The organism is Gemmatimonas sp. UBA7669 (genome assembly GCF_002483225.1).
Taxonomy (GTDB): Bacteria; Gemmatimonadota; Gemmatimonadetes; order Gemmatimonadales; family Gemmatimonadaceae; genus Gemmatimonas.
This window is the reverse complement of sequence record NZ_DLHL01000018.1, coordinates 23,681-45,689: the sequence shown is the minus strand read 5'-3', so window position 1 is coordinate 45,689 and position 22,009 is coordinate 23,681. Positions and strand designations below refer to the sequence as shown.

Sequence of the window (22,009 nt, the reverse complement as noted above, 5' to 3'; positions counted from 1 at the left end):
CTGGGGCGTTCAAATGCAGTAGATTTCACGAATGGATTGTCGGGCGGCGGCCCACGCGCTCAACCAGATCTCCGTTCTCATGGAGTTGCACGACGAGGACGCGCACCGCATCAAGGCCATGGCGCTTGCGGCCCGCAGTGTTGCGGCGCTGGGTGACCTGTCCCTCGATGTGGCGCTGACCCGCGAACTTGCCGCCCCTGATGTCGTGGCCCCCGCTGCGCTGGCGGTGCTGCGTGACCTGGCCGAGAGCAACAGCTCGTCGCTGCTCGAGCAGTTGCAGGAAGAGACGCCCGAAGGGCTGATGGAGATGCTGCGGGTGCCTGGTCTCGGGCCGGCGCGCATTCGCAGCATTCACGAGCATCTCGACATCGACACGCTGCAGGATCTGGAGACGGCGGCACGCGAAGGCCGCCTGGCGTCGGTGCCCAAGTTTGGCGCCAGAACCGCCGACAAGGTGCTCAAGGGTATCGCCGAGCTGCGTTCGGCAGGCGCCTACGTGCTGTGGCCGCATGGCCGCGCCGAGGCGGAGCGCATTGCCGACGTGCTGCGTCGTCATCCCGACGTCATCACGTTGGAGGTGGCCGGGTCCATCAGGCGTCGCATGGAAGTGGTGCGCGACGTGGACCTGGTGGCTGCGGTGCGCGGCAATCCCAGCGTGGTGGCCGCGTCACTGGCCCAGATGCGTGGCGTGCGTGAGGTGCTCGGTGGCGGCGGGCGTACGCTGTCGTTGCGTCTTGAAGACGGCGTACGGGTCGACCTGTCGTGTGTGCGTCCCGAGCAGTTTGCCCTGGCGCTGTGGCGCGCGACGGGAAGCCACGAGCATGTGCAGCAGGTGGCGGCGTTCGCGGCCCAGCGCGGCTACACCCTGTCGGGCGATGAACTTCGCGATGCCGATGGCGCCGTGATCCCCGTGCCTGACGAGGCCGCGCTGTACGCCGTCCTTGGTGTCAGCTACGTGCCGCCCGAGTTGCGCGAGGCGCGTGGTGAGCTGGAGCGGGCGACGGCTGGTACGCTGCCGTCGCTGGTTGATGAGCAGGACCTGCGCGGTGCCCTGCACTGTCATTCCCAGTACAGCGATGGCGGGGCGACCATTGAAGAGATGGCGCGCGCGGCCATGGCGCGGGGGCTGCGTTACCTGGGCGTGTCCGACCATTCGCAGTCCAACACGTATGCCGGTGGCCTGTCGCGTGATCGCATTCTGGAGCAGCACGCTGAAATCGATGCCCTGAACGCGCGCTTTGGTGCAGAAGGCGTGGACTTTCGTGTGCTCAAGGGCATCGAAGCCGACATTCTGCCCTGCGGACGTGTGGACTATGATGCGGCCTTTCTCGATCACTTTGATTTCGTGATCGGGTCGGTGCACACGCGCTACGGCATGAACGCCGAGCAGATGACCCATCGCGTACTCAAGGCGCTCGACGATCCGCATCTCACGGTGCTGGGGCATCCGACGGGCCGCCTGCTGCTCACGCGCGAGGCGTTTGCCATTGATCTGGACGCCGTGATGGCCAAGGCCGCGCGGGTGGGCGTGGCCATCGAGCTCAACGCCGACCCGCATCGGCTCGACATCGACTGGCGCGCGTGCCGCATTGCGGCCGAGCATGGCGCGATGGTGAGCATTGGGCCCGACGCACATTCGCCCATGGGGTTCGAGAATCTCACGCTGGGTGTGGCCCAGGCGCGCAAGGGTTGGCTGTCGGCAGACAACGTGCTCAACACCCGCAGCGTGGATGAGGTGCTGGCCTTTGCGTCGGCGCGTCGACGTGCGCTGGCGGCTGCGACCTGAGAGGCTGTCGCCTGGATGACGTTGACGGCATGACCCGTACGCGCAAGACAGCCAAGACCGTGGGGCAGAAGCCCTCACAGCGGGCGGCACCGGTGGCACGCAGTCCGCGAACGAAGTCCGAGAAGCAAGCGCTGGCGTCCGTGGTGCTCGAGCGTCTCCAGGCGGAGTATCCGGATGCGCACTGCGAGCTCGATCATCGCAATGCCTTTGAGTTGCTGTGTGCGACCATTCTGTCGGCGCAGTGTACCGATGCGCGCGTGAACATGGTGACGCCGGCGTTGTTCGCCGCCTACCCCACGGCGGAGGCGCTGAGTCGGGCGCCGCTCGAGCATGTCGAGGAGCTGGTACGCACGACGGGCTTTTTTCGCGCCAAGGCCAAGAGTCTGGTGGGCATGGCGCAGCGGCTCGTGGCGCTGCATGGCGGAAAGGTGCCGCGCACGATTGCCGAGCTGGTGCCGCTGCCCGGTGTGGGGCGCAAGACCGCCAACGTCATACTGGGCAATGCCTTCGACATCAACGAGGGCATTGTCGTGGACACGCATGTGCAGCGGCTGGTGCGGCGCTTTGGGCTGACCCGTGAACCGGATCCGATTGCCATTGAGCGCGCGCTGATGCCGCTGTTTCCTCGCGAGGCGTGGGCGCAGCTCAGTCACTTGCTCATTTGGCATGGGCGAAGGGTCTGTGGAGCAAGAAAGCCGGCGTGCGGCGCTTGCATTCTGGCGGATGTGTGTGCGAGTGCTGATTTACTGACTGACTGACTGCGGTCGTGGTCGGGGCGGGCAGCTGTGAGACGTGCGCCGTGGGTTGTGGGTGGTGAGTGGTGTGGTCGGAGGCATTGCGTGCCTACCGCGGGATGGTTTGGCAGGTAACGTGTCACGCGGCTGGCCTGTGTGTGATTTCCGACCCGGATGAGCTTTCGTTCATTACAGCCAGCGACTATTGTGTCACAATCGTGCTGTTCTCAATCATCTCAATCGGGGAAGCGATGCTGCGACTCTGGGAATCATCGAACAATGAGCGGGACGGGGAATCGCGGGCAGCAAAGCCTGCGGCTGGCGCCGGGTCTCGTCCACGTGGCTGGCATCGCTTGCTGCTGGCGGAGGCGGCCAAGGAGCGTTCGCGTAGCGACGAGCCGCGGGCCGAGGGCGCGATTCTGAAGGTGATTCGGTAAACCGCTCGCGGTTTCTTCCCGCGGTCCACCTTACGCGGTCGCACCTTACGCTTTTAGCTTTCGGGCTTAACCCGAGCCAAAAACGGTAGCTATGTCCAAGCAGGTTACTTTCGAAACGAACAAGGGCACTCTCGTCGCCGAGCTGTTTGCGGGCGAGGCGCCGGTCACGGTGGAGAACTTCGAGAAGCTGGCCAACAGCGGCTTCTACGATGGCATCAAGTTCCACCGCGTCATCCCGGAGTTCGTGGTGCAGGGCGGCTGCCCGCACTCGAAGGACGGCAAGGGCCCCGTGGGCACGGGCGGTCCGGGCTGGAAGATCAAGTGCGAGACGGCCGGCAACCCGCACAAGCACAACGTGGGCGCGCTGTCCATGGCGCACGCGGGCAAGGACACGGGCGGCAGCCAGTTCTTCATCGTGCTCAGCGAAGCCAACACGCGCCACCTGAACGGCGTGCACACGGTGTTCGGCCAGGTCACGCAGGGACTGGAGATCCTGCCGACCATCGTGCAGAATGACCACATGGTGTCGGTGCGCGTCGCCGACGTGGCCTGATCGGCCCGGTCTTCCCAACCATCCCCTGAGATACTCCCCATGGCTGGACACGAGAATCACGGCAGCGACCTTCCGGCTGCGTACGCGGGCCTGATCGGCGGCGCCATCTTCATCGGCGCCATCATGTACGGCATCGTGGTGTGGACCAACGGCATCTTCGCCGGTCACGCGGCGGAGAAGCAGAAGGCGGCGGTGACGGCCCCGGCCCCGGCGCGGGTCTGATCGCGGGCTGAGCGTCGGCCAGGCGGCGTCGGCCCCGGCCGGTTGATTGGGCGGAGGAGCGATCCTCCGCCTTTTCCATTTCCAGCTCTTTACTGACCGACCAGTCAGTCACTAATATCTCCAAGATGGACACCAGTGAGCGCAGCCGCCGGCGCTGCCCCGAGGAGCGACCCGGCCAGATCCTCGACGCGGCCTTCGTGGAGTTTGGTCAACGCGGCCTGGCCGGAGCGCGCCTCGATGACATTGCCAGGCGGGCCGGAGTGGGAAAGGGCACCATCTACCTCTACTTCGAGACCAAGGAAGCCCTGTTCCGCGAGATGGTGCGGGTGACACTGGGTGTGGCCATCGAGGATGCGGAGCGCATGACATCGGCGCATGTAAGCGGCAGCATCGAATCACTATTCCGCGAATACGCGACAAAATGGTGGGGCTTCATCCGCGAGGAACGCTTTGCGGTGGTACAGCGACTGGTCCTGGCCGGTGAACTGCGGGACTTCCCGGAACTCATGGAGTTCTTTGCCCAGGACATCGTGACCCGCGGACGACGGGTCGTCGCCAACATCATCGCCCGCGGCATCGCCTCCGGTGAGTTCCGCGCCACCGACCCCGAGATCGCCGCCCGCATGTACTCCGCTCTCTGGTTCGCACATGCCAACTGGGCGGCCAACTCGCACTTCCACCCGCATCTGGGCAGCGATGCCCAGGTGCTCGAGGAAATGCTCGACTTCTATCTCCGGGCAATCAAGCAATGAAGCCCAGCGTCTCCCTTTCTGTAGCGACGCTCCTTTTTGTCGCGGCCGGCATGCCGCTGGCAGCGCAGGCGCGTCAACCCGTGGTCCTGACACTGGGACAGGCGGCACGGCTTGCCGCCGAACAGAGCGGCGGGGTGGCCGTCGCCCGTACCCGCGTGGCGCAGAGTGAAGCTCGCGCCCTGCAGCGACGGGGCGCACTCATCCCCGACCTGGCCGCCGGGGTGGCGCAGTCCGAGCGCACCCTCAACTCCGCCACCTTCGGGTTCTCCTTCGCCAACCCGGTCACCGGGCAGCCCCTGCTCCGCCCTGACGGCGAACTCATTGGCCCTGTGCCCACGGTCGATCTGCGGTACCGGGTGCAGGCCCCGCTGGTGGACCTTGGCCGCTTCGCGAGCTGGCGGGCGGCGCAGGCGGCAACGGGCGCGGTCAGCGCCGAGGTGGAGGTGCAGGCCGATGCGGCGGCGGCGGTGGCGGCGGCTGTCTATGTGCGGGCGGCGCGCGCCGACGCGCAGGTGGAGGCCCGCGTCGCCGACTCGGTGCTGGCAGCCGACCTGCTGCGCATCGCGCGCGATCAGCTCGCGGCGGGCGTTGGCATTGCGCTCGACGTGACGCGGGCCCAGTCGCAACTCGCAGCGGTGCGCGCCCAGCTCATTGTGGCCCGCAACGAACGCGATCGCACCGTGCTCGAACTCAAGCGGGCCACCGGACTGCCGCTTGATGGCCGTTTGACCCTCGGTGATTCGCTGGCGGGACTGCCGCGCGAGGACGGCGCGGTGCTGCGCGCGATGACCGCCGACGAACCCGCCCTCGCGGCCAGTGTGCGTGAGGCGTTGAGCGGACGCGCAGACCTGCGGGCCCTCGGCGCACAGGAGCGTGCGCAGCGCGAAGCGGCGCGCGCCATCCGGTGGGAACGCACGCCGCAGCTTGGTCTCGTGGTGGATCACGGGGTGCTGGGTCGCAACTGGGAGCGCCTGCTGCCCACCTACAGCTGGGGTGTGCAACTGAGCGTGGGCCTGTTTGACGGATTTCGTCGCGAGGCGCGATTGGAAGAGCAGGTCGCGTTGGCGCGCGAAACCGATACCCGTCTGCGCGACCTGCGTGAGCAGGGCGCGCTCGAAGTCCGCGCCGCACTGCTCGATCTGGCGTCGGCCGCCGAGCAGTTGGACGCCGTGCAGGAACGGCTGGCATTGGCCGAGCAGGAAGTGCAGCAGGCGCGCGATCGCTTTGAGGCCGGTGTGGCCGGCAACGGCGACGTGATTGCCGCGCTGCTGTCACTCAATCAGGCACGCACGCTGCGCATCGACGCGCTGGCCGCCTATCAGCAGGCCCGGGTGAATCGCAGCAAGGCCATCGGTTCGATCCGTCAGCTGCAATAGTCACCGTCACTCTCAATCATCGTCCCATGAATCTCCGTCTCGCGCTTCCCGCCACCGCCGCCATTGCCCTTGGCGTGTGGGGCTTCCGGCAGTGGTCGTTTTCCCGCGCACACGAATCCACCGACAATGCGCAGGTCGAGGGGCATATCGTGCCGATTGTGGCGAAGGTGGGTGGCTATGTGCTCGAGGTCCCGGCGCGTGAAAACGGACACGTGGCCGACAGCACGCTGCTGCTGCGCATCGATGCCCGCGAATACGACGTGCGTCTTGCGCAGGCCGAGGCTGAGCTGGCGGCAGCGCGCGCCGCGGCGGGCAGTCGCGGCATGGAAGGCCAGGCGGCTACCATGGTGCGCACAGCCACCAGTCAGCGTGATGTGGGCACGGCGCAGGTGGCCGCGGCGCGTGCGGCGCTCACACGCGCCGAGTCAGACTATGCGCGCGCGAAGGAACTGGTAACCAAGCAGATCGTGAGTGCGGCGCAACTTGATGCGGCGCGCGCCGCGTTTGATGCCGCAACGGCCAACCTGGCGGCCACCGAGCGTCAGGTGCGCGCGGCCACGAGCGGCATTGCCGGCGCCGAGGCGGGTGTGCGTCTCGCCGAGGCGCGTCTGGCGGCGGCAGAGGCCGCGCGTGATCAGGCCGCGCTGCAGCGCGCGTTCACGACCATTACCGCGCCACTCGCAGGCACGGTGTCACGCAAGCAGGTGGAGCCAGGTCAGCTTGTGCAGCCCGGGCAGACGCTCATGAGTGTGGTGAGCGACACTGGTGTGTACGTGTCGGCCAACGTGAAGGAAACGCAGCTCGCGCGCATTCGAACCGGGCAGCGTGTGCATCTCGAAGTGGATGCGTATGACGGGGCGGAAATCGAGGGCGAGGTGGAAAGCATTGCCTCGGCGACGGGCGCCAAGTTTGCGCTGCTGCCACCGGACAACGCCACGGGCAACTTCACCAAGGTGGTGCAGCGGGTACCGGTGCGCATTCGCATCACGAAGGCGCTGGACGCCGAGCGTCCCCTGCGGCCCGGCATGTCGGTGGTGGCGCACATCGTGGTGCAGTAGGAGACGCCATGGGGGCGACCCTGAGTCCTTCGTTGCCTGGTTCGGCGTCGCCTGATGTGGCGGCCGCCGGGGCGCCGCGCGATGTATCGTCGCGCGATGTTGCGCCGCGCGCTGGAGCGGATGATCCGTACCGCAACAAGTATCTGATCGCGATTGCGGTGACGCTGGCGGCGGTGCTCGAGCTGGTGGATACGAGCATCGTGAACGTGGCCATTCCGCACATGATGGGCACGCTGGGGGCGACGCTCGACGAGATCGCGTGGGTGAGCACGAGCTACATCATTGCCAACGTGATCATCATTCCCATGTCGAGCTGGCTGTCGGGCTACTTCGGCCGGCGCCGCTATCTCACGGGGTCGATTGCCATCTTCGTGCTGGCGAGCTTCTTCTGCGGCGCGGCGACGACGCTGTGGGGGCTGGTGTTCTGGCGGGTGCTGCAAGGCTTGGGCGGCGGCGCGCTGCTGTCGACGGCGCAGACAACCCTGTTTGAATCGTTCCCCCCGCACGAGCGCGGTATTGGCCAGGCCATCTTTGGTGTGGGCGTGATGGTGGGACCCACGCTTGGGCCCACGCTGGGTGGCTACATCGTGGACGCGTATGCGTGGCCGTGGATTTTCTACATCAACGTGCCGCTGGGGCTCATCGCCGGCCTGATGGTGTGGACGTACGTGCGCGATGTGGCGCATCAGGTGCGAGCCAAGTCGGTGGATGTGCTGGGCATCGTGCTGCTCACCCTGGCCGTGGGCGCGCTGCAGTGGATGCTCGAGCGCGGTGAGCGCTTTGACTGGTTCGAGTCGCGCTTCGTGACGACGCTGGCGGTGGTGAGTGTGGTGTCGGCGGTGCTGCTGGTGTGGCGCGAGCTCACGGTGGACGAACCGGTCATTGATTTTCGCGTGCTGCGTTCGCGTCAGCTGGCACCCGGCGTGGTGTTCGCGGCATTCATGGGCCTCGCGCTCTATGGCTCGGTGTTCGTGCTGCCGGTATTTCTGCAGCAGCTGCATGGCTACACGGCGCAGCAGACGGGGCTCGTGATTCTGCCGGGCGCCATTGCGAGCGCGGTGACGATGGGCGTGATGGGCCGACTCGGTGGACGCTTCGATGCGCGGCTGCTCATCAGCGCGGGCGCGTTGCTCTTTCTGGGCGCGATGTGGTCGCTGTCACGGCTGCCACTCGAAGCGGGCACGGACGACCTGTTCTGGCCGCTCATCATGCGCGGCGTGGGGCTGGGTCTCCTGTTCGTGCCGCTCACCGGCGCGAGCATGTCGGACTTGCCGGTGCACAAGCTGGGTCAGGGCACGGGCATGTTCAATCTGCTGCGGCAGTTGGGCGGCTCGCTGGGCATTGCCATCATGGCCACGCTGCTCTCGCGCTACACCAAAACCTTCAAGGCCCAGCTCACGGAACACGTGGGGGCCTACGACTTTGCGACGATGGAGCGGCTGGGCGCGCTCACACGCGGGCTGATGGCGCGGGGCACGGATGCGGTGACGGCCAAGCAGCAGGCGCTGGCGATGCTCGATGCGCAGGTTGGCGCGCAGGCGAGTGTGCTGGCGTTTTCGAGGATTTATCTGATTTCGGGGGTGTTGTTGGTGGCGGCGTTGCCGTTGTTGTTGATATGGAGGAATGGGAGGATGACACCGGGGCCGGTCGACGCGCATTGAACTTCAACTGCAACTGCGGTCTTGGACTGCAACTGCAGTTGCGGGAACCGAAACCGCGGTCGTGGACTGCTACCGCAGTTGGGTGGCTGAAAGGGCGGTCGGGCACTGCCACCGCAGTCGGGGCTACCGAAAGCGCGGTCGTGGAAGGCCACTGCAGTTCTGGATTGCCCATGCAGTCTTGGGAATCCACCGCAGTCTGCGCCCACGGTCTGGGCCACCGCAGTCGGAGTCCACGCAGTCGGGGTTACCGCCCCTGCGGTCGACAGCGACTGCGTCTGACCACAACTGCGGGCGCAAACTGCGGTAGCAGGCCACAACTGCGGTAGCTGTCAAAGACCGCCGTGGCAGTCCACGACTGCGCTTTCGGTAACCCCGACTGCGGTAGCAGTGCCCGACTGCCCTTTCAGCCCCCAGACTGCGGTTGCGGTCAAAGACTGCGGTTTCGGTTCCCGCAACTGCGGTTGCGGTCCACGACTGCGGTTGCAGTTGAGGCGACATCCCCTCAGCTTGCCCCGATGCCCTCGCGTTCCTCCGCCCTCGCCCTTGTCCACGAGTGGACCCAGTCCGAGTCCCTCCGCAAACACATGCTGGCCGTCGAAACGGCCATGCGGGCCTATGCCCGTCGCCTTGGCGCGGACGAGGAGGCCTGGGGGGTGGCAGGGCTCATTCACGACTTCGATTACGAGCGCTTCCCCAATGATGCCCAGGCAGCGGACGCCGAGCATCCGGCGGAAGGCGTGCGCCACCTCCGGACGCTGGGCTGGCCCGAGGACATCTGCGAGGCCGTGCTGGGCCACGCGCATTACACCGGGGTCGCCCGTGTGACCCCCATGGCCAAGGCCCTCTTTGCCGTGGACGAACTGACCGGGCTCATCACCGCCTGCGCGCTCGTCAAACCGTCGAAGGCCGTGGCCGATGTGGACGTGGCCGGGGTACGAAAGAAGATGAAGGACAAGGCCTTTGCCCGCGGGGTCAACCGCGACGACATCGTGCAGGGGGCCGAGGCCCTCGGGGTGCCACTCGATGAGCACATCGGGGTGGTATTGTCGGCCATGCAGGCCAACGCCGAAGCCCTGGGTCTCCAAGGGGTCGCGCCTTCAACGGCGCTTTCCAGCGATGCGTAAACCCAGTGACCCCCAACGACCCTGTGACAGCCATTCCTCTGCCTTCGTCTCTGGCGGGGCCCTCTGTGGCCCGGCCTGCCGCCTGGCCCTCGCGGGGGACTGCGGTGGCTGACCGCCCGCTGTCGCCGGACGCCCTCGAAGAGCGGCATCTGGTGCTGGCAGCGCAGGCCGGTGACAACACCGCCTTCGCGGGTCTGGTGCGTCGGCATCAGCGACGGGCCTACGCCGTGGCGCGCGCCATCGTGCTCTCGCACGACGACGCCGAGGATGCGGTGCAGGAAGGGTTTCTGCATGCCTTCCGGGCGTTGGAGCGGTTCCGTCCCGAGCAGGCCTTCGGGGCGTGGTTGCACCGCATCGTGGCCAATGCCGCGCTGGACATCGCGCGGCGGCGCAAGGTGCGGGACGCCGACGAGTTGCCGGAGACCCTGTCCTCTCCGCATCGCGATCCGGCCGAAGCGGATGAACTACGCGCGCGCCTCGTGCGCGCGCTCGACACCCTCGGCGAACGGCAGCGCGCGGTCATCGTGCTGCATGACGTCGAGGGCTACAAGCATGCGGAGATCGGCGCCATCCTCGGAATTCCCGAGGGCACGGCCCGGTCGGACTTGCACCATGCTCGGGCGCATCTCAGGCGCCAACTGAGCAATCTTCGGAGCGTAAAATGAACGTCACCCGGAACGACGACGGGCAGCGCCCGGACGCGGATCCTCGCGTGACCGAGATGCTGCGGGCGCACTACGCGGCGCCGCAGGACGATGCCTACTGGCAGGGCTTCGAGTCGCGGCTCATGCAGCGACTCGGCGCGTCGCTCAGTGGCGCCGTGCAGGAGCTCAAGCCGGCGTGGTGGAGTGGCTTTGGTGAGTTCCGTCGTGCCGACTGGCAGAAGGCCGGTCTGGTGGCGGCGACCATCGCGCTCATGGCGGCGGGCGCCACCTTTGTGCGTGAGCAGCGGGCCGATGCCGAGGCGCGGCACATGGCGGCGCGACGCGCCGTGGAAGCGGCGATGCCGCTTCCCATCGACGACGGCACGCTGTCGCGTCGTGACAAGCGCGACCTGCCGCCGGACGCGCCCGAGCGCTTCCTCGAGCTGCTCGACAGCTACTGAGTCAGCGGCACGTGTCTTCAGCCAAACAGGCCAAGTCCGTGGCCATGATGTCCATTCTCGCCGCCTTCCTCACGGGCGGCGTGGTGGGCTTTGCCACGGATCGCGCGCTCAACAAGCCGGAGCTGCGCGTGTACGACGCCCAGGAGGAGCTGGCGCGCGCGCTGGAATTCAGCGACGCCCAGCGTCAGCGAGTGGATTCCATCTGGGCGTGGCGGCGCGCCAGACAGCGTGAATTGCTGGCGCCGGTGCGGGCACAACTCGACTCCACGCGCGATTCTGCGCGCGTCCTCATTCTCAAGGAGCTCAACGAGTCGCAAACGCGCGGCTTCTACGAGCTCATCGAACGCAACGAACGGGCCGCCGACAGTGTAGCGCGTGTCCGAGGGGAAAAGCAGTGATCCGCATGATGCAGCGCGGGACGATGATGCTGGTACTCGGGGCGGTCCATGTGGCCGCCCCGCTGCGTGCACAGACGTCCACCGTTCCAGATGATGGGGCACGCCCCATTTCGCTGGCCGAGGCGGTGCAGATGGCGCAGCGCAATCTGCCGGCCGTGGTGAGTGCGCGGGGCCTCGAGCGCACCGCCGCGGCGGCGGCCCGCTCGGCGGTGGCTTCCTATCTGCCGTCGCTCACGATGAATGCCTCGAGCGGACGCACGCAGGGTGTGCAGTTCTTCCAGGGTCAGCTCATCCCGCTCACGGGCAATCCGTGGAACTACAACAACGGGCTCAACACGCAGCTCGAGTTGTTTGACGGTGGCCGTCGCTGGGCCGAGCTGCGTCGCGCGCGTGCTGGGGGGGACGTGGCCGACGCGACGGTCATCCAGTCGCGCTTCGATGCCTCGTTCCAGGTCAAGCAGCAGTACTACGCCGTGCTGGCCGCGCATGAATCGGAACTGGCGGCCAAGGCACTGCTCGAGCAGGCAGAGCAGCAGCTCAAGGCCTCAGCGGCCCGCGTAACGGCCGGTGTGGCCACCAAGTCCGACTCGCTGCGCAGTGTCATTCAGGTCGGCAACGCGCGCCTGGCCGTGCTCACGGCGCAGAACGATCGGCGGGTGGCCAATGCCGCGCTCACGCGCCTGGTGGGTTCGCCCACCACGGTCACCGCCTCGCTGTCCGATACGGCGTATGTGGCAGCGGCCATGCCAACGGAGGACGAGCTGGAAACCCTCGTGTCGCGTGGCCCCGCGGTACAGGTGGCCGAGGCCAATCTGCAGTCGGCGCGCGCGAGCAAGAACGCGCAGCGTTCGCAGTATCTGCCGACGCTGTCGCTCTCGTACCAGTACACGTTGACGCAGGGTAGCCGCGAGTTCGACCGTGGCAACCTGGTGCTGTTCGGTGGCAGCAATCCGAACCGGCAGAACATGACGTTCAACCTGTCGCTGCCGCTGTTCAACAACCTCGCGCGTGAGCAGGCCTCGGTGCAGGCCGATGTCGCGCTCCGCAACGCCGAGGCCCAGGCCCGCGATGCGCGGTTGGCGGCGCGGCAGCAGCTCGAGCAGCAGCTGCGCGCGCTCAACACGGCCGAGGCCCGCGTGGAAGTGCAGCTGGCGGCCATCGCCGCCGCCGAAGAAGATCTGCGGGTACAGCAGCAGCGCTACGCGCTCGGCGCGTCCACGCTGCTGGATCTGCTGACCTCGCAGACCCAGCTCAATCAGGCGCGCCAGGCGCTCATCCAGGCCCGGTTTGATGGGCGGGTGGCGCGGGCGCAGTTGTCGACGCTCATCGGGCGGGAGTTGTAGGCGGCGCGCGGCAGGAGCAGACCCAAAACTCAAGACTTGAACTCAAAGCTCATAGCTGACCGGACTTTCGGTGAGCTTTGAGCTTTGAGTACAAGTGGGGAGTTCTGGGTTGGCGAACCAATGACCCGGAACCCGAACCCAGAACTCGGAACTGATCAGTTTCGAGTTCTGGGTTCAGGTTCCGGGTTTTGGGTTGATGGCCTCACCGATCGGTTCCGAGCCTCGAGTTTTCGCGGGTCCTCCACCTTGCTTCCGATTCCCACTAGATTGCGCGTTTCATCACCCGTTACATGACCGACGACGCCTCTACATCCTCGGTCAGTGGCGGCTCGAAATCCGGACCGGCCGCGGACGACGACCCCGGTCCGGTCAATGCCCTCGATGCCAAGCCTGGCGAGGTCATTCGAGCCACCACTGGCATGTTTCCCGCGGCAGCCGTTTCCAGCGGCCATCATCACCGCGACCCCGATCCCACCGGCAAACGGTTGGCGATCCTTACGCTCACCGCGCTTGGCGTGGTATACGGGGACATCGGCACCAGCCCGCTGTACTCGGTCAAGGAAATCTTCGGCCATCTCTATGGCCTGCAGCCCACCCGCGAGAATGTGTTCGGGGTCCTCTCGCTGATCGTCTGGGCCCTCACGCTGGTGGTCAGCGTGAAGTATGTGAGCTTCGTGCTGCGCGCTGACAATCGTGGCGAAGGCGGCCAGTTCGCCCTGCTGGCGCTGATCTTCCCGCGCGGCACCCCGCACAGCTTTACCAAGGGTGGCATTTTCGTCGCCCTCGCCCTCTTCGGCACCGCCCTCCTCTACGGCGACGGCATCATCACGCCAGCCATGAGTGTGCTGGGCGCCATGGAAGGTCTCGAGTTTGCCATTCCCTCCCTCGCGGCCTACATCGTCCCCATCACCGTGGTCATCCTCGGGACGCTGTTCACCGTGCAGCGCTTCGGCACCGACCTCGTGGGCAAGGCCTTCGGCCCCATCACGCTGGTCTGGTTCATCACCATTGCCGTGCTGGGCCTGGCCGAAATTGTTCGGCAGCCCGGCATTCTTGCCGCGGTGAACCCCTGGTATGCGGTGCAGTTCGTGCAGGCCAACGGCAGTCTGTCGTTCTTCGTGCTGGGCTCGGTGGTGCTGGTCATTACGGGCGGTGAAGCGCTGTACGCCGACATGGGCCACTTCGGCGCCAAGCCCATCCGCCTGGCTTGGATCATTCTGGTGTTCCCGTCCCTGCTGCTCAATTACTTCGGGCAGGGTGCGCTGCTGCTCGAGAATCCGGCAGCGGCGGAGAACCCGTTCTTCCTGCTCGCGCCGTCGTGGTTCCTGGTGCCGCTGCTCATCATCGCTACGCTGGCGGCCATTGTGGCCTCGCAGGCCATGATTTCCGGCGCGTTCTCCACCACCCGACAGGGCATCGCGCTGGGCTTCATCCCACGTCTCGAGATCCGACACACGTCCAAGGTGGAAGAAGGCCAGATCTACATTCCCGAGGTGAACTGGTTCATTGCCGTGGGCTGTCTGGTTGTGGTGCTGGCCTTCCGCAACACCAGCAACTTGGGCGCGGCCTATGGCATTGCGGTCACCGGCACCATGCTCATCACGAGCGTGCTGTTCTACCTCGTGGCACGCATCCGCTTCCGCTGGGAGCCCTGGCAGGCGCTGCTGCTGAGCGGCCTCTTTCTCACGGTGGACCTGTTCTTCTTCGGCGCCAACGTGGTCAAGCTGATGCACGGGGGCTGGGTGCCCATGGCGCTGGGCCTGGTGCTCTTCCTGCTCATGCTCACCTGGAAGCGGGGACGCGCCCTGCTCACGCAGCGACTCAACGAAGGCACCATGCCCATCGACCTCTTTCTCGATGGCGTGGAGAAGTCCACGGTGCACCGGGTGAGTGGGACGGCGGTGTTCATGACCAGTTCGGCCGACGGTGTGCCGCCTGTGCTGCTGCATCACCTCAAGCACAACAAGGTGCTGCACGAGCGTGTGCTGCTGATGTCGGTAAAGACCGCCGATGTGCCGGAAACGACGCCCGCGGAGCGCGTGCGCCTGATGCCGCTGGGCCAGGGATTCTGGCGGGTGATCGCCACCTACGGCTTCATGCAGACGCCCAACATCCCGCAGGTGCTCGAAGTGGTGGATCAGATGGGCATTCGCGCCAAGCCCATGGAAACCAGTTACTTCCTTGGCCGCGAACGTCTCATTCCCGTGGCCAGCCGGCCCAACGATCGCGTCAAGTTGTCCAGGTGGCGCAAGGTCATTTTTGCGCTGATGTCGCGCAACGCCCGCGGCGCCACGGCGTTCTTCGGCATTCCGCCCAATCGTGTGGTGGAACTGGGGACGCAGATCGAGTTCTGACGAGTTCGGCTCACTGCGAAGGGAATTAGCGGCGCCCTGCCGAGCTGAGCTATTGGCAGGGCGGGCCGATCACCTGCGTGCCAGTCCGTGAAAGTCCAGCGGGCAATGGGGCGAGTGCCCTATGTTCAATTGCGACCGCGGCGTCATTTTAGGGAGCTGAGTTCGCGACGTGGCGGCTCCTGTCCCTCCCTGGCATGGCCGAGCTCCTGTGGCCATGCACCCTCGACGCCCGCCCCTCGACGTCATGTCGGAGTCCCAGTCGGACGCCAAGTTGGCCGCCTCCGTGTCAACCAGCGCCTCTTCGGCCCCCGCCCCTCGGCCCGCCGAACTCCCGCCGTTCCGGCCGCTGTCGCCGGAGCAGGTGGCGCTGTTTGCACTGAGTCCCAACCCGAAGCTGGTTCTCGATCGACAGTTCCGGGTGCGCTATGTGAACCCGTCCGCGGCCCGCTATGGCAGTGTGGACCCCGCGAGCCTGGTGGGCGTCCACATCTGGGACGCGTATCCCACGCTGCGCGATTCCATCTTCCACCGGGCCTACCAGACGGTGCTCGACACGGGGGCCCCGGCCCGATTCGAGCGCCACGATGTGCAGCTGGACCGCTGGCAGTTGGTGTACGCCTATCCGGCGGACGACGGGGTGGTGGCGGTCCTGGAGGACGTGACCGAGCATCGGCGCGCCTTCAATCAGCTGCGCCGCAATCAGGAAATGCTGCTCATGGCGCAGGAGGCGGCCAGCATCGGCAGCTTCGAGCTGGACGCCAACACCAATCGCTGGTTCTGGTCAGACAAACTGGTGCGCCTCATGGGGCATGATCCGGCCACACTGGACCAGTCGCGCATTGGCGTCGATCCAACGCTGCGCTTCACGCACCCCGACGACACCGAACGTGTGCAGGCAGCGCTCCGCCTGGCGGCCTCCACAGGTACACGGCAGCAACTGCGCGCGCGCATCGTGCGGCCCGATGGTCAGGTGCGGCACATGCAGATCAGCATCATGCTGGTGGAGGGTGCGGACGAGGCCTCACGCCGCCTCGTGGGCACGGCGCTCGACATCACCGAACAGGTGAACGCGGAGTCGGAGCGCACGCGCATTGAATCGCAGATGCAGCAGGCGCAGAAGCTCGAGTCGCTTGGCGTGCTGGCGGGTGGTATCGCGCACGACTTCAACAATCTGCTGGTTGGCATTCTGGGCAACGCCTCGCTGGCCTTGCTGGACGACGACGTGCCGCTCGCGATGCGGGAGTGTCTGCACGAAATCGAACGCTCGGCGCAGAAGGCCGCCGAGCTCACGCGCCAGTTGCTGGCGTATGCGGGCAAGGGGCGCTACCACGTGGAGTCGCTCGACGCCACGCGCAGCATCGACGAGATGGCCTCGCTGCTGCGGGCCGCGGTGGCCCGCAACGCGTCGCTGTACTTCGAACTGCCCACCGACCTGCCACCGCTGGAGGCCGATCTCAATCAGTTCCGGCAGGTGGTCATGACACTGGTGACCAATGCGTCCGATGCGCTGCAGGAACGTCCGGGTGTCATCAGCGTGGTGGCGGGCGTGCAGGATGTCACGTTCGAGTACCTCAACACCTGTGTGCCGGGTTCGATGGCCATGCCCGGGCGCTTCGTGTTCGTGGAAGTGCGGGACACAGGCACGGGCATGGACGCGGCCACGCGTCAGCGCATGTTCGAGCCGTTCTTCTCCACCAAGTTCACGGGTCGCGGCCTCGGACTCGCGGCTACCATGGGCATCATGCGGAGCCACAACGGGGCCATCCGCGTGTACAGCGAGGTGGGCTCCGGCACCTCGGTCAAGCTGCTCTTCCCCATGGCCAGCGCCGCACAGCCGGGCACCGGTGGCCACGCCGAAGGCGAGTGGCGAGGCGAAGGGCACATTCTCGTGGTGGACGACGAGGAGAGCGTGCGCACGGTGGCGTCGGCGCTACTGCGTCGTCGGGGATTCCGGGTGTCGGTCGCGCACGACGGGCAGGACGCCATCGCGCAGTTTGCCGAGTCGCCGGACGACTATGCGCTGGTGCTGCTCGATCTCACGATGCCGAATCTGAACGGCGAGGAAACGCTGCGCGCGATGCGCCGCATACGGCCGGATGTGCGCGTGCTGCTCATGAGTGGATACAACGAGTCCGACGTCACGCGACTGTTTGCGGGGCGAGAGCTGTCGGGTTTTCTGCAGAAGCCATTCAGCGCGGCGGAGCTCTTCGAGTTGGTAGGCACAGCAACGGGACTTTCGAAGTCCTGAATCGCGCCTCTGGTCTCTCGCTTCTGGTCTCTCGCCTCTCGTTTCCGAGCTGTGAGACTTGAGAGGGTGTGAGACCGGTGGCTTCGCCCGGACGGTGCGAGGACCAGACAGAAATAGAGGATGCGAAACCAGCAAGTAATGAGATGAGAGTCCCGACGGTGGGCGACCGGGGACTGCAGTTGCGGCAACCGCGACCGCAGTCCTCAGCCCCACACGATCGCATGTCTCACCTCATTGGTTGCTGGTTTCGCATCCTCTATTTCAGTCCCATCTTCGCACCGTCTGGGCGAAGCCACTGGTCTCACACCCTCTCAAGTCTCAGAGCTCAGAGATGAGAAGCGAGAGACCAGCGCCGAGAGACGAGAGCTCAGTCTCCCGCGACGGGCACGGGCTCCATGCTTTGCGCCATACTCCGGCTCTTCGCGCGCCGGCGCCGGCTCACGATCTGATCCAGATACGTGTACACCACCGGCGTCACGTACAGCGTCACCAGCTGCGAGAATGCGAGGCCGCCCACCACCGCCAGGCCCAGGGGCTGACGTGACTCGGCGCCGGCGCCAAAGCCCACGGCAATGGGCAGCGTGCCCATGAGCGCGGCCATGGTGGTCATGGTGATGGGCCGGAAGCGCACGCGCGCCGCCTCCACGATGGCATCGAAGGGCGTCATGCCTTCGTTGCGCTCGGCTTCAATGGCGAAGTCGATCATCATGATGGCGTTCTTCTTGACGAGGCCGATCAGCATGATCACGCCCACGTAGGCGTACACACTGAGGTCCTTGCCGAAGATGAGCAGCGTGGCCAGCGCCCCCACGGCCGCGAAGGGCAGGCCGGAGAGAATGGTGATGGGATGGATGTAGCTCTCGTAGAGAATGCCCAGCACCACGTAGATGACGAAGATGGCCACCACGAGCAGCGCCAGCAGACCACTCTGCGCCTGGGCAAAGGCCTGCGTATCACCCGACAGCACACTGGTTACGCTGGCCGGCAGCACGGCCGCCGCTTCACGCTGCACGGCCTCGACGGCCGTACCCAGCGCCACGTTGGGCCGCGTATTGAACGAGATGGACACGGCCGGCTGCTGGCCGTTGTGCTGCACCGACTGCGGCCCCACACCCTTGGTGAACGTGGCCACCGCGCCGAGCGGCACGAGGTTGCCCGTGTTGCCACGAATGAACAGCTGGCTCAGGGCCGCCGGATCCTTCTGGAACTCTTCCTGCAGTTCCATGATGACTTGGTACTGATTGGTCTGCGTGTAGATGGTGCTGACCTGCCGCGAACCATAGGCGTTGTAGAGCGCATTCTCGATCTGGCTGGCCGTCACGCCAAGCGCGGAGGCCCGCTCACGATCGATCTGCACGGCCACCTGCGGATTACCCACCTGCAGGTCGCTCGAGATGTTCTCGAGCTCCGGCAGCTCACGCATGCGCGTTTCGAGCGCGCGCGCCGACGTGTACAACTCGGCGATGTCCGCGCCCTGCAGTGACACGGAGTAGGCGCTGTTGCCGCGGCGTCCGCCGATGTTGATGGGCGGCGGATTGCGCAGGAACACCTGCACGCCCGGCACACCCGCGGCGGAGCGCGTGATCTCGCGCATGACCTGATCGACGTGCGGACGCACCGACCGATCCTTGAGGATCAGCATGAGGCGCGCACTGTTGTTGCCACCGAACGGCCCGCCGCCAACCGAGACGTTCACCCGCTCCACGTACGGGCTCTTCTCGATGATCTGCCCGACTTCACGTGCCTTGGCCGACAGCGCGTCATAGCCGATGCCCTCCGGACCTTCCACCGAGCCCTGCACGCGACCCGTGTCTTCGGAGGGCAGGAAGCCCTTGGGGATGTACATGAACAGTCCCACCGTGGCCACCAGCGTGAGCGCGCTGAACACCATGGTCAGCGGACGATGCCGCATGACCCAGTCCAGCGAGCGCACATACAGCCCTTCGGTGGCCTGGTAGAGCCGCTCCACCGAGCGCCACTTGCCCTCAGTGGCCGCGTGACCTTCGCCGCCCTTGAGGAACTTGGCGGCCAGCATGGGCGTGAGCGTGAGCGAGACAAAGCCCGACACGAGAATGGCCACACCGATGGTGACGGCAAACTCGCGGAAGAGACGACCCACCAGCCCCGGCATGAACAGCAGCGGGATGAACACCGCCACCAGCGACAGGGTCATGGAGAGGATGGTGAAGCTGATTTCCTTCGATCCATCGAGCGCCGCGCGCAGCGGGGATTTGCCCATCTCCATGTGACGCACGATGTTCTCGAGCATCACGATGGCGTCGTCCACCACGAACCCCACGGCCAGTGTGAGCGCCATGAGGGTGAGGTTGTTGAGACTGTAATCGAGCGCGTACATGACGATGCACGTGCCGATGATGGAGAACGGCAGCGCCAGGGACGGGATGATGGTGGCCCGCACATTGCGCAGGAACAGGAAGATCACCATGACCACGAGGGCCACGGTGAGCACCAGCGTGAACTGCACATCCCACACCGCATGCTCGATGCTCTCGGCGCGGTTGAAGATGCTTTGCACATTCACACTGGCCGGCAGCTGTTCCATGAGCTGCGCCATCTCGGCCTCCACCGCCTTGGCCGTGGCCACGGTGTTCACGCCGGGCTGACGGATGATGGCCAGCGAAATGTTGGCGCGGCCGTTCACCTCGCTGAAACCACGCAAAGTCTGCAGACCGTCGATGACCTGGCCCAGATCACCCAGGCGAACCGGGCTGCCGTTGCGGTACCCCACCACAAGCTGACGGAACTCGGCCGCGTTGCGCAGCTGTCCCGTGGCCTGCAGGGTGAAGGCCTGGTTGGGGCCCATGAGCACACCGGCCGGCGAGTTGCTGTTGCCGGTGTTGATGGCCTGCTGCACTTCGTCGATGCCAATGCCGCGCTGCGCCATGGCGCCCGGGTCGAGCTGCACGCGCACGGCATACTTGGCCGAGCCGTAGACCTGCACCTGCGCCACACCCGTCACCGTGCTGAGGCGCTGACCGATGAACGTTTCCGCGTACTCGTTGAGCTCCGGACGCGAAATCACGTCGGAGTTGAGCGAGTACATCATGATGGGCGAGTCGGCCGCGTTGGCCTTGTTGTACGAGGGCGGATTGATGCCCTGCGGCAGCGACCGCAGCGACTTGGAGATGGCCGACTGCACGTCGGCGGCCGCCTTGTCGATGTCGCGATCGAGATTGAACTGGATCGTGACGTTGGTGCTGCCCTGCGAACTCGACGAGGTGATGTTGTCGATGCCGCTGATGGTGGCGAACTGCTGCTCGAGCGGTGTGGCCACCGACGTGGCCATGACCTCGGGGCTCGCGCCCGGCAGGTTGGCCGACACCGTGATGGTGGGGTAGTCGATCGTGGGCAGGTCGCTGACGGCCAACCGCTGATACGCCACGGCGCCGAAGATCAGAATGGCCGTCATGACGAGCGTGGTCATGACCGGCCGACGGATCCAGATCTCGCTCAGGTTGAGACCAACGGCGGATGGCGCAGACGCGCCAGGCGCGGACTCGTCCGCCGATTGATTCGGCGGAACGGACGGTGCACTCATGGCTTGACTCCAGGACTGGTGCCCGGCTTGGTCGATGGATTCGCCGCCGGGCTGACGGCATTGGCGGATTCCTTGACGGCGGTGCCGGCCGGGCCATCACCCGGCGCGCCGCCCGGACCACGGGGCGCGGTGCGCAACTGCACCTTGGCGCCATCGGTGAGCCGGGTCTGACCTTCGACGATGACCTGCTCGCCGCCCACGAGGCCACTGTCGATCTTGCTCACGAGACCCGCCTGCCGCCCCACTTTGACGGGTGTGCGGCGGGCCACGTTATCCACCATCGTGTACACGAAGGTGTTGCTGCCTGAGGTGACAACGGCCTGCGACGGCACGGTGACCGCGTCACTGTCCACGCTGAGCGTGAGGGCAACGCTCACGAACTGACCGGGCCAGAGCGCGCGATCCTGATTGGGCGCGGTGGCCTTGAGCAGCACGGAGCCGGAGGCCCGATCAACCTGATTGTCGACGAACGTGAGCGTGCCGTCGATGGCATTGGTGCTGTCGCCGCCGCCCGGCGTGATGCGCACGCGCAACTTCTGGTCTACGCCAGCGCGGCGCCGCAGCTCTTCGAAGTCACGCTCCGGCACCGGGAAGCGCACCAGTACGGGCCGCAGCTCGTTGATGGTGACCAACTGGTCGGTGGTGGCGCGCACCAGCGACCCAGCGCGATACAGCAACTGCCCCGTGCGACCGCCAATGGGCGCGCGAATGGTGGTGTTCTCGAGATCGAACTCGGCGCGCTCGAGCTGCGCCCGGCCGGCGGCCACGGTGGCCGCCAATGAGCCGACTTCGGCGAAGGTCTGGTCGAGCTGCTGCTTGGTGACGTAGCCGTCCTTGGCCAGCGCGGCAAAGCGGGCCGAATCGGCACGCGCGCGGGTGAGGTTGGCTTCGTCGCGGACCAGCGTGGCTTTCACGCGATCGAGCTCCGCCCGGAACGGCCGCGCGTCGATCTGGAAGAGCACCTGCCCTTGCCGGACTTCGTCGCCCTCGGCGATGGCAATGCGTGTGAGCTGACCGGACACGAGCGACTGCACGGCCACCGTGCGATTGGGCTCGACCTGGCCGTTGGCTTCGACCACGTAGGGGAGCGGCCCCTTGGTGGCCGTCTGCACCGAAACGGTGGGTGTTGGACGCTGCGGCGGACCGCCTTCCTTTTTGCAGGCGCCGAAGAGCGCCAAAGGAAGCACGAGGGCGACGACGGAAACGGGCAGCCGGCGCGGGGACTGCGCTGGCAAAGCAATGGCGAGCATTCGCGGGGCGAACGATGTGGCGCCTTTCGGCGAGGAACGCGCGCCACCT

General features: G+C 66.2%; 18 protein-coding genes. 16 read left to right on the top strand and 2 right to left on the bottom strand.

Translation table 11 applies throughout. The annotated features are described in order from the left end of the window. Positions 1–31: 31 nt before the first annotated feature. From B2747_RS06165 to B2747_RS06090, 16 genes are all read left to right on the top strand, one after another. A complete protein-coding gene (locus B2747_RS06165) occupies positions 32–1,786 on the top strand; it encodes a PHP domain-containing protein (protein WP_291157946.1) in 1,755 nt (584 codons plus the stop codon). Between the two features lie 29 nt (positions 1,787–1,815). Beyond that, positions 1,816–2,544, top strand: coding sequence for an endonuclease III (nth, locus tag B2747_RS06160; RefSeq protein ID WP_291157944.1), 729 nt, complete (start codon positions 1,816–1,818; stop codon positions 2,542–2,544). Positions 2,545–2,678: 134 nt separating this feature from the next. After that, on the top strand, positions 2,679–2,957 hold the full coding sequence (locus tag B2747_RS06155) for a hypothetical protein (RefSeq protein ID WP_291157942.1): 279 nt from the start codon (positions 2,679–2,681) through the stop codon (positions 2,955–2,957). Positions 2,958–3,048: 91 nt separating this feature from the next. Then, positions 3,049–3,510, top strand: a complete 462-nt coding sequence (locus B2747_RS06150) for a peptidylprolyl isomerase (protein ID WP_291157939.1) — start codon at positions 3,049–3,051, stop codon at positions 3,508–3,510. Between the two features lie 39 nt (positions 3,511–3,549). Further along, positions 3,550–3,732: a hypothetical protein gene (locus B2747_RS06145; protein ID WP_291157937.1), complete on the top strand. Its 183-nt coding sequence runs from the start codon at positions 3,550–3,552 to the stop codon at positions 3,730–3,732. A 125-nt stretch (positions 3,733–3,857) separates the two neighbouring features. Continuing rightward, positions 3,858–4,484, top strand: coding sequence for a TetR/AcrR family transcriptional regulator (locus B2747_RS06140; protein ID WP_291157935.1), 627 nt, complete (start codon positions 3,858–3,860; stop codon positions 4,482–4,484). Continuing rightward, a complete protein-coding gene (locus B2747_RS06135; protein ID WP_291157933.1) occupies positions 4,481–5,860 on the top strand; it encodes a TolC family protein in 1,380 nt (459 codons plus the stop codon). Before B2747_RS06140 ends, B2747_RS06135 begins: the two co-directional genes overlap by 4 nt. Positions 5,861–5,886: 26 nt before the next feature. Next, the gene (locus B2747_RS06130; RefSeq protein ID WP_291157931.1) at positions 5,887–6,918 is read left to right on the top strand and encodes an HlyD family secretion protein; all 1,032 of its coding nucleotides are present in this window, start codon (positions 5,887–5,889) and stop codon (positions 6,916–6,918) included. Between the two features lie 8 nt (positions 6,919–6,926). Continuing rightward, positions 6,927–8,579: a DHA2 family efflux MFS transporter permease subunit gene (locus B2747_RS06125; protein ID WP_291157928.1), complete on the top strand. Its 1,653-nt coding sequence runs from the start codon at positions 6,927–6,929 to the stop codon at positions 8,577–8,579. A gap of 515 nt (positions 8,580–9,094) precedes the next feature. Beyond that, positions 9,095–9,703: an HDIG domain-containing metalloprotein gene (locus B2747_RS06120; RefSeq protein ID WP_291157926.1), complete on the top strand. Its 609-nt coding sequence runs from the start codon at positions 9,095–9,097 to the stop codon at positions 9,701–9,703. Between the two features lie 104 nt (positions 9,704–9,807). Beyond that, positions 9,808–10,368 carry an RNA polymerase sigma factor gene (locus tag B2747_RS06115; protein ID WP_291157924.1) on the top strand — a complete coding sequence of 187 codons (561 nt, stop codon included), beginning with the start codon at positions 9,808–9,810 and terminating at the stop codon, positions 10,366–10,368. Positions 10,369–10,415: 47 nt separating this feature from the next. Next, positions 10,416–10,808, top strand: coding sequence for a hypothetical protein (locus tag B2747_RS06110; protein ID WP_291157922.1), 393 nt, complete (start codon positions 10,416–10,418; stop codon positions 10,806–10,808). A gap of 11 nt (positions 10,809–10,819) precedes the next feature. Next, positions 10,820–11,206, top strand: coding sequence for a hypothetical protein (locus B2747_RS06105; protein WP_291157920.1), 387 nt, complete (start codon positions 10,820–10,822; stop codon positions 11,204–11,206). Positions 11,207–11,211: 5 nt separating this feature from the next. Beyond that, on the top strand, positions 11,212–12,549 hold the full coding sequence (locus B2747_RS06100) for a TolC family protein (RefSeq protein ID WP_291157918.1): 1,338 nt from the start codon (positions 11,212–11,214) through the stop codon (positions 12,547–12,549). Between the two features lie 290 nt (positions 12,550–12,839). Next, positions 12,840–14,903, top strand: coding sequence for a potassium transporter Kup (locus B2747_RS06095; RefSeq protein ID WP_291157916.1), 2,064 nt, complete (start codon positions 12,840–12,842; stop codon positions 14,901–14,903). Positions 14,904–15,117: 214 nt separating this feature from the next. Next, positions 15,118–17,151 (top strand): PAS domain-containing hybrid sensor histidine kinase/response regulator, encoded by a 2,034-nt coding sequence (locus tag B2747_RS06090; RefSeq protein ID WP_291157915.1) that lies wholly within the window; start codon positions 15,118–15,120, stop codon positions 17,149–17,151. A gap of 367 nt (positions 17,152–17,518) precedes the next feature. Here the strand turns inward: B2747_RS06090 and B2747_RS06085 are convergent, their stop codons facing one another. Then, positions 17,519–20,710: an efflux RND transporter permease subunit gene (locus B2747_RS06085; RefSeq protein WP_291157913.1), complete on the bottom strand. Its 3,192-nt coding sequence runs from the start codon at positions 20,708–20,710 to the stop codon at positions 17,519–17,521. Continuing rightward, on the bottom strand, positions 20,707–21,897 hold the full coding sequence (locus B2747_RS06080) for an efflux RND transporter periplasmic adaptor subunit (RefSeq protein ID WP_291157911.1): 1,191 nt from the start codon (positions 21,895–21,897) through the stop codon (positions 20,707–20,709). The genes B2747_RS06085 and B2747_RS06080 overlap by 4 nt, the downstream gene beginning before the upstream one ends. Positions 21,898–22,009 lie beyond the last annotated feature (112 nt).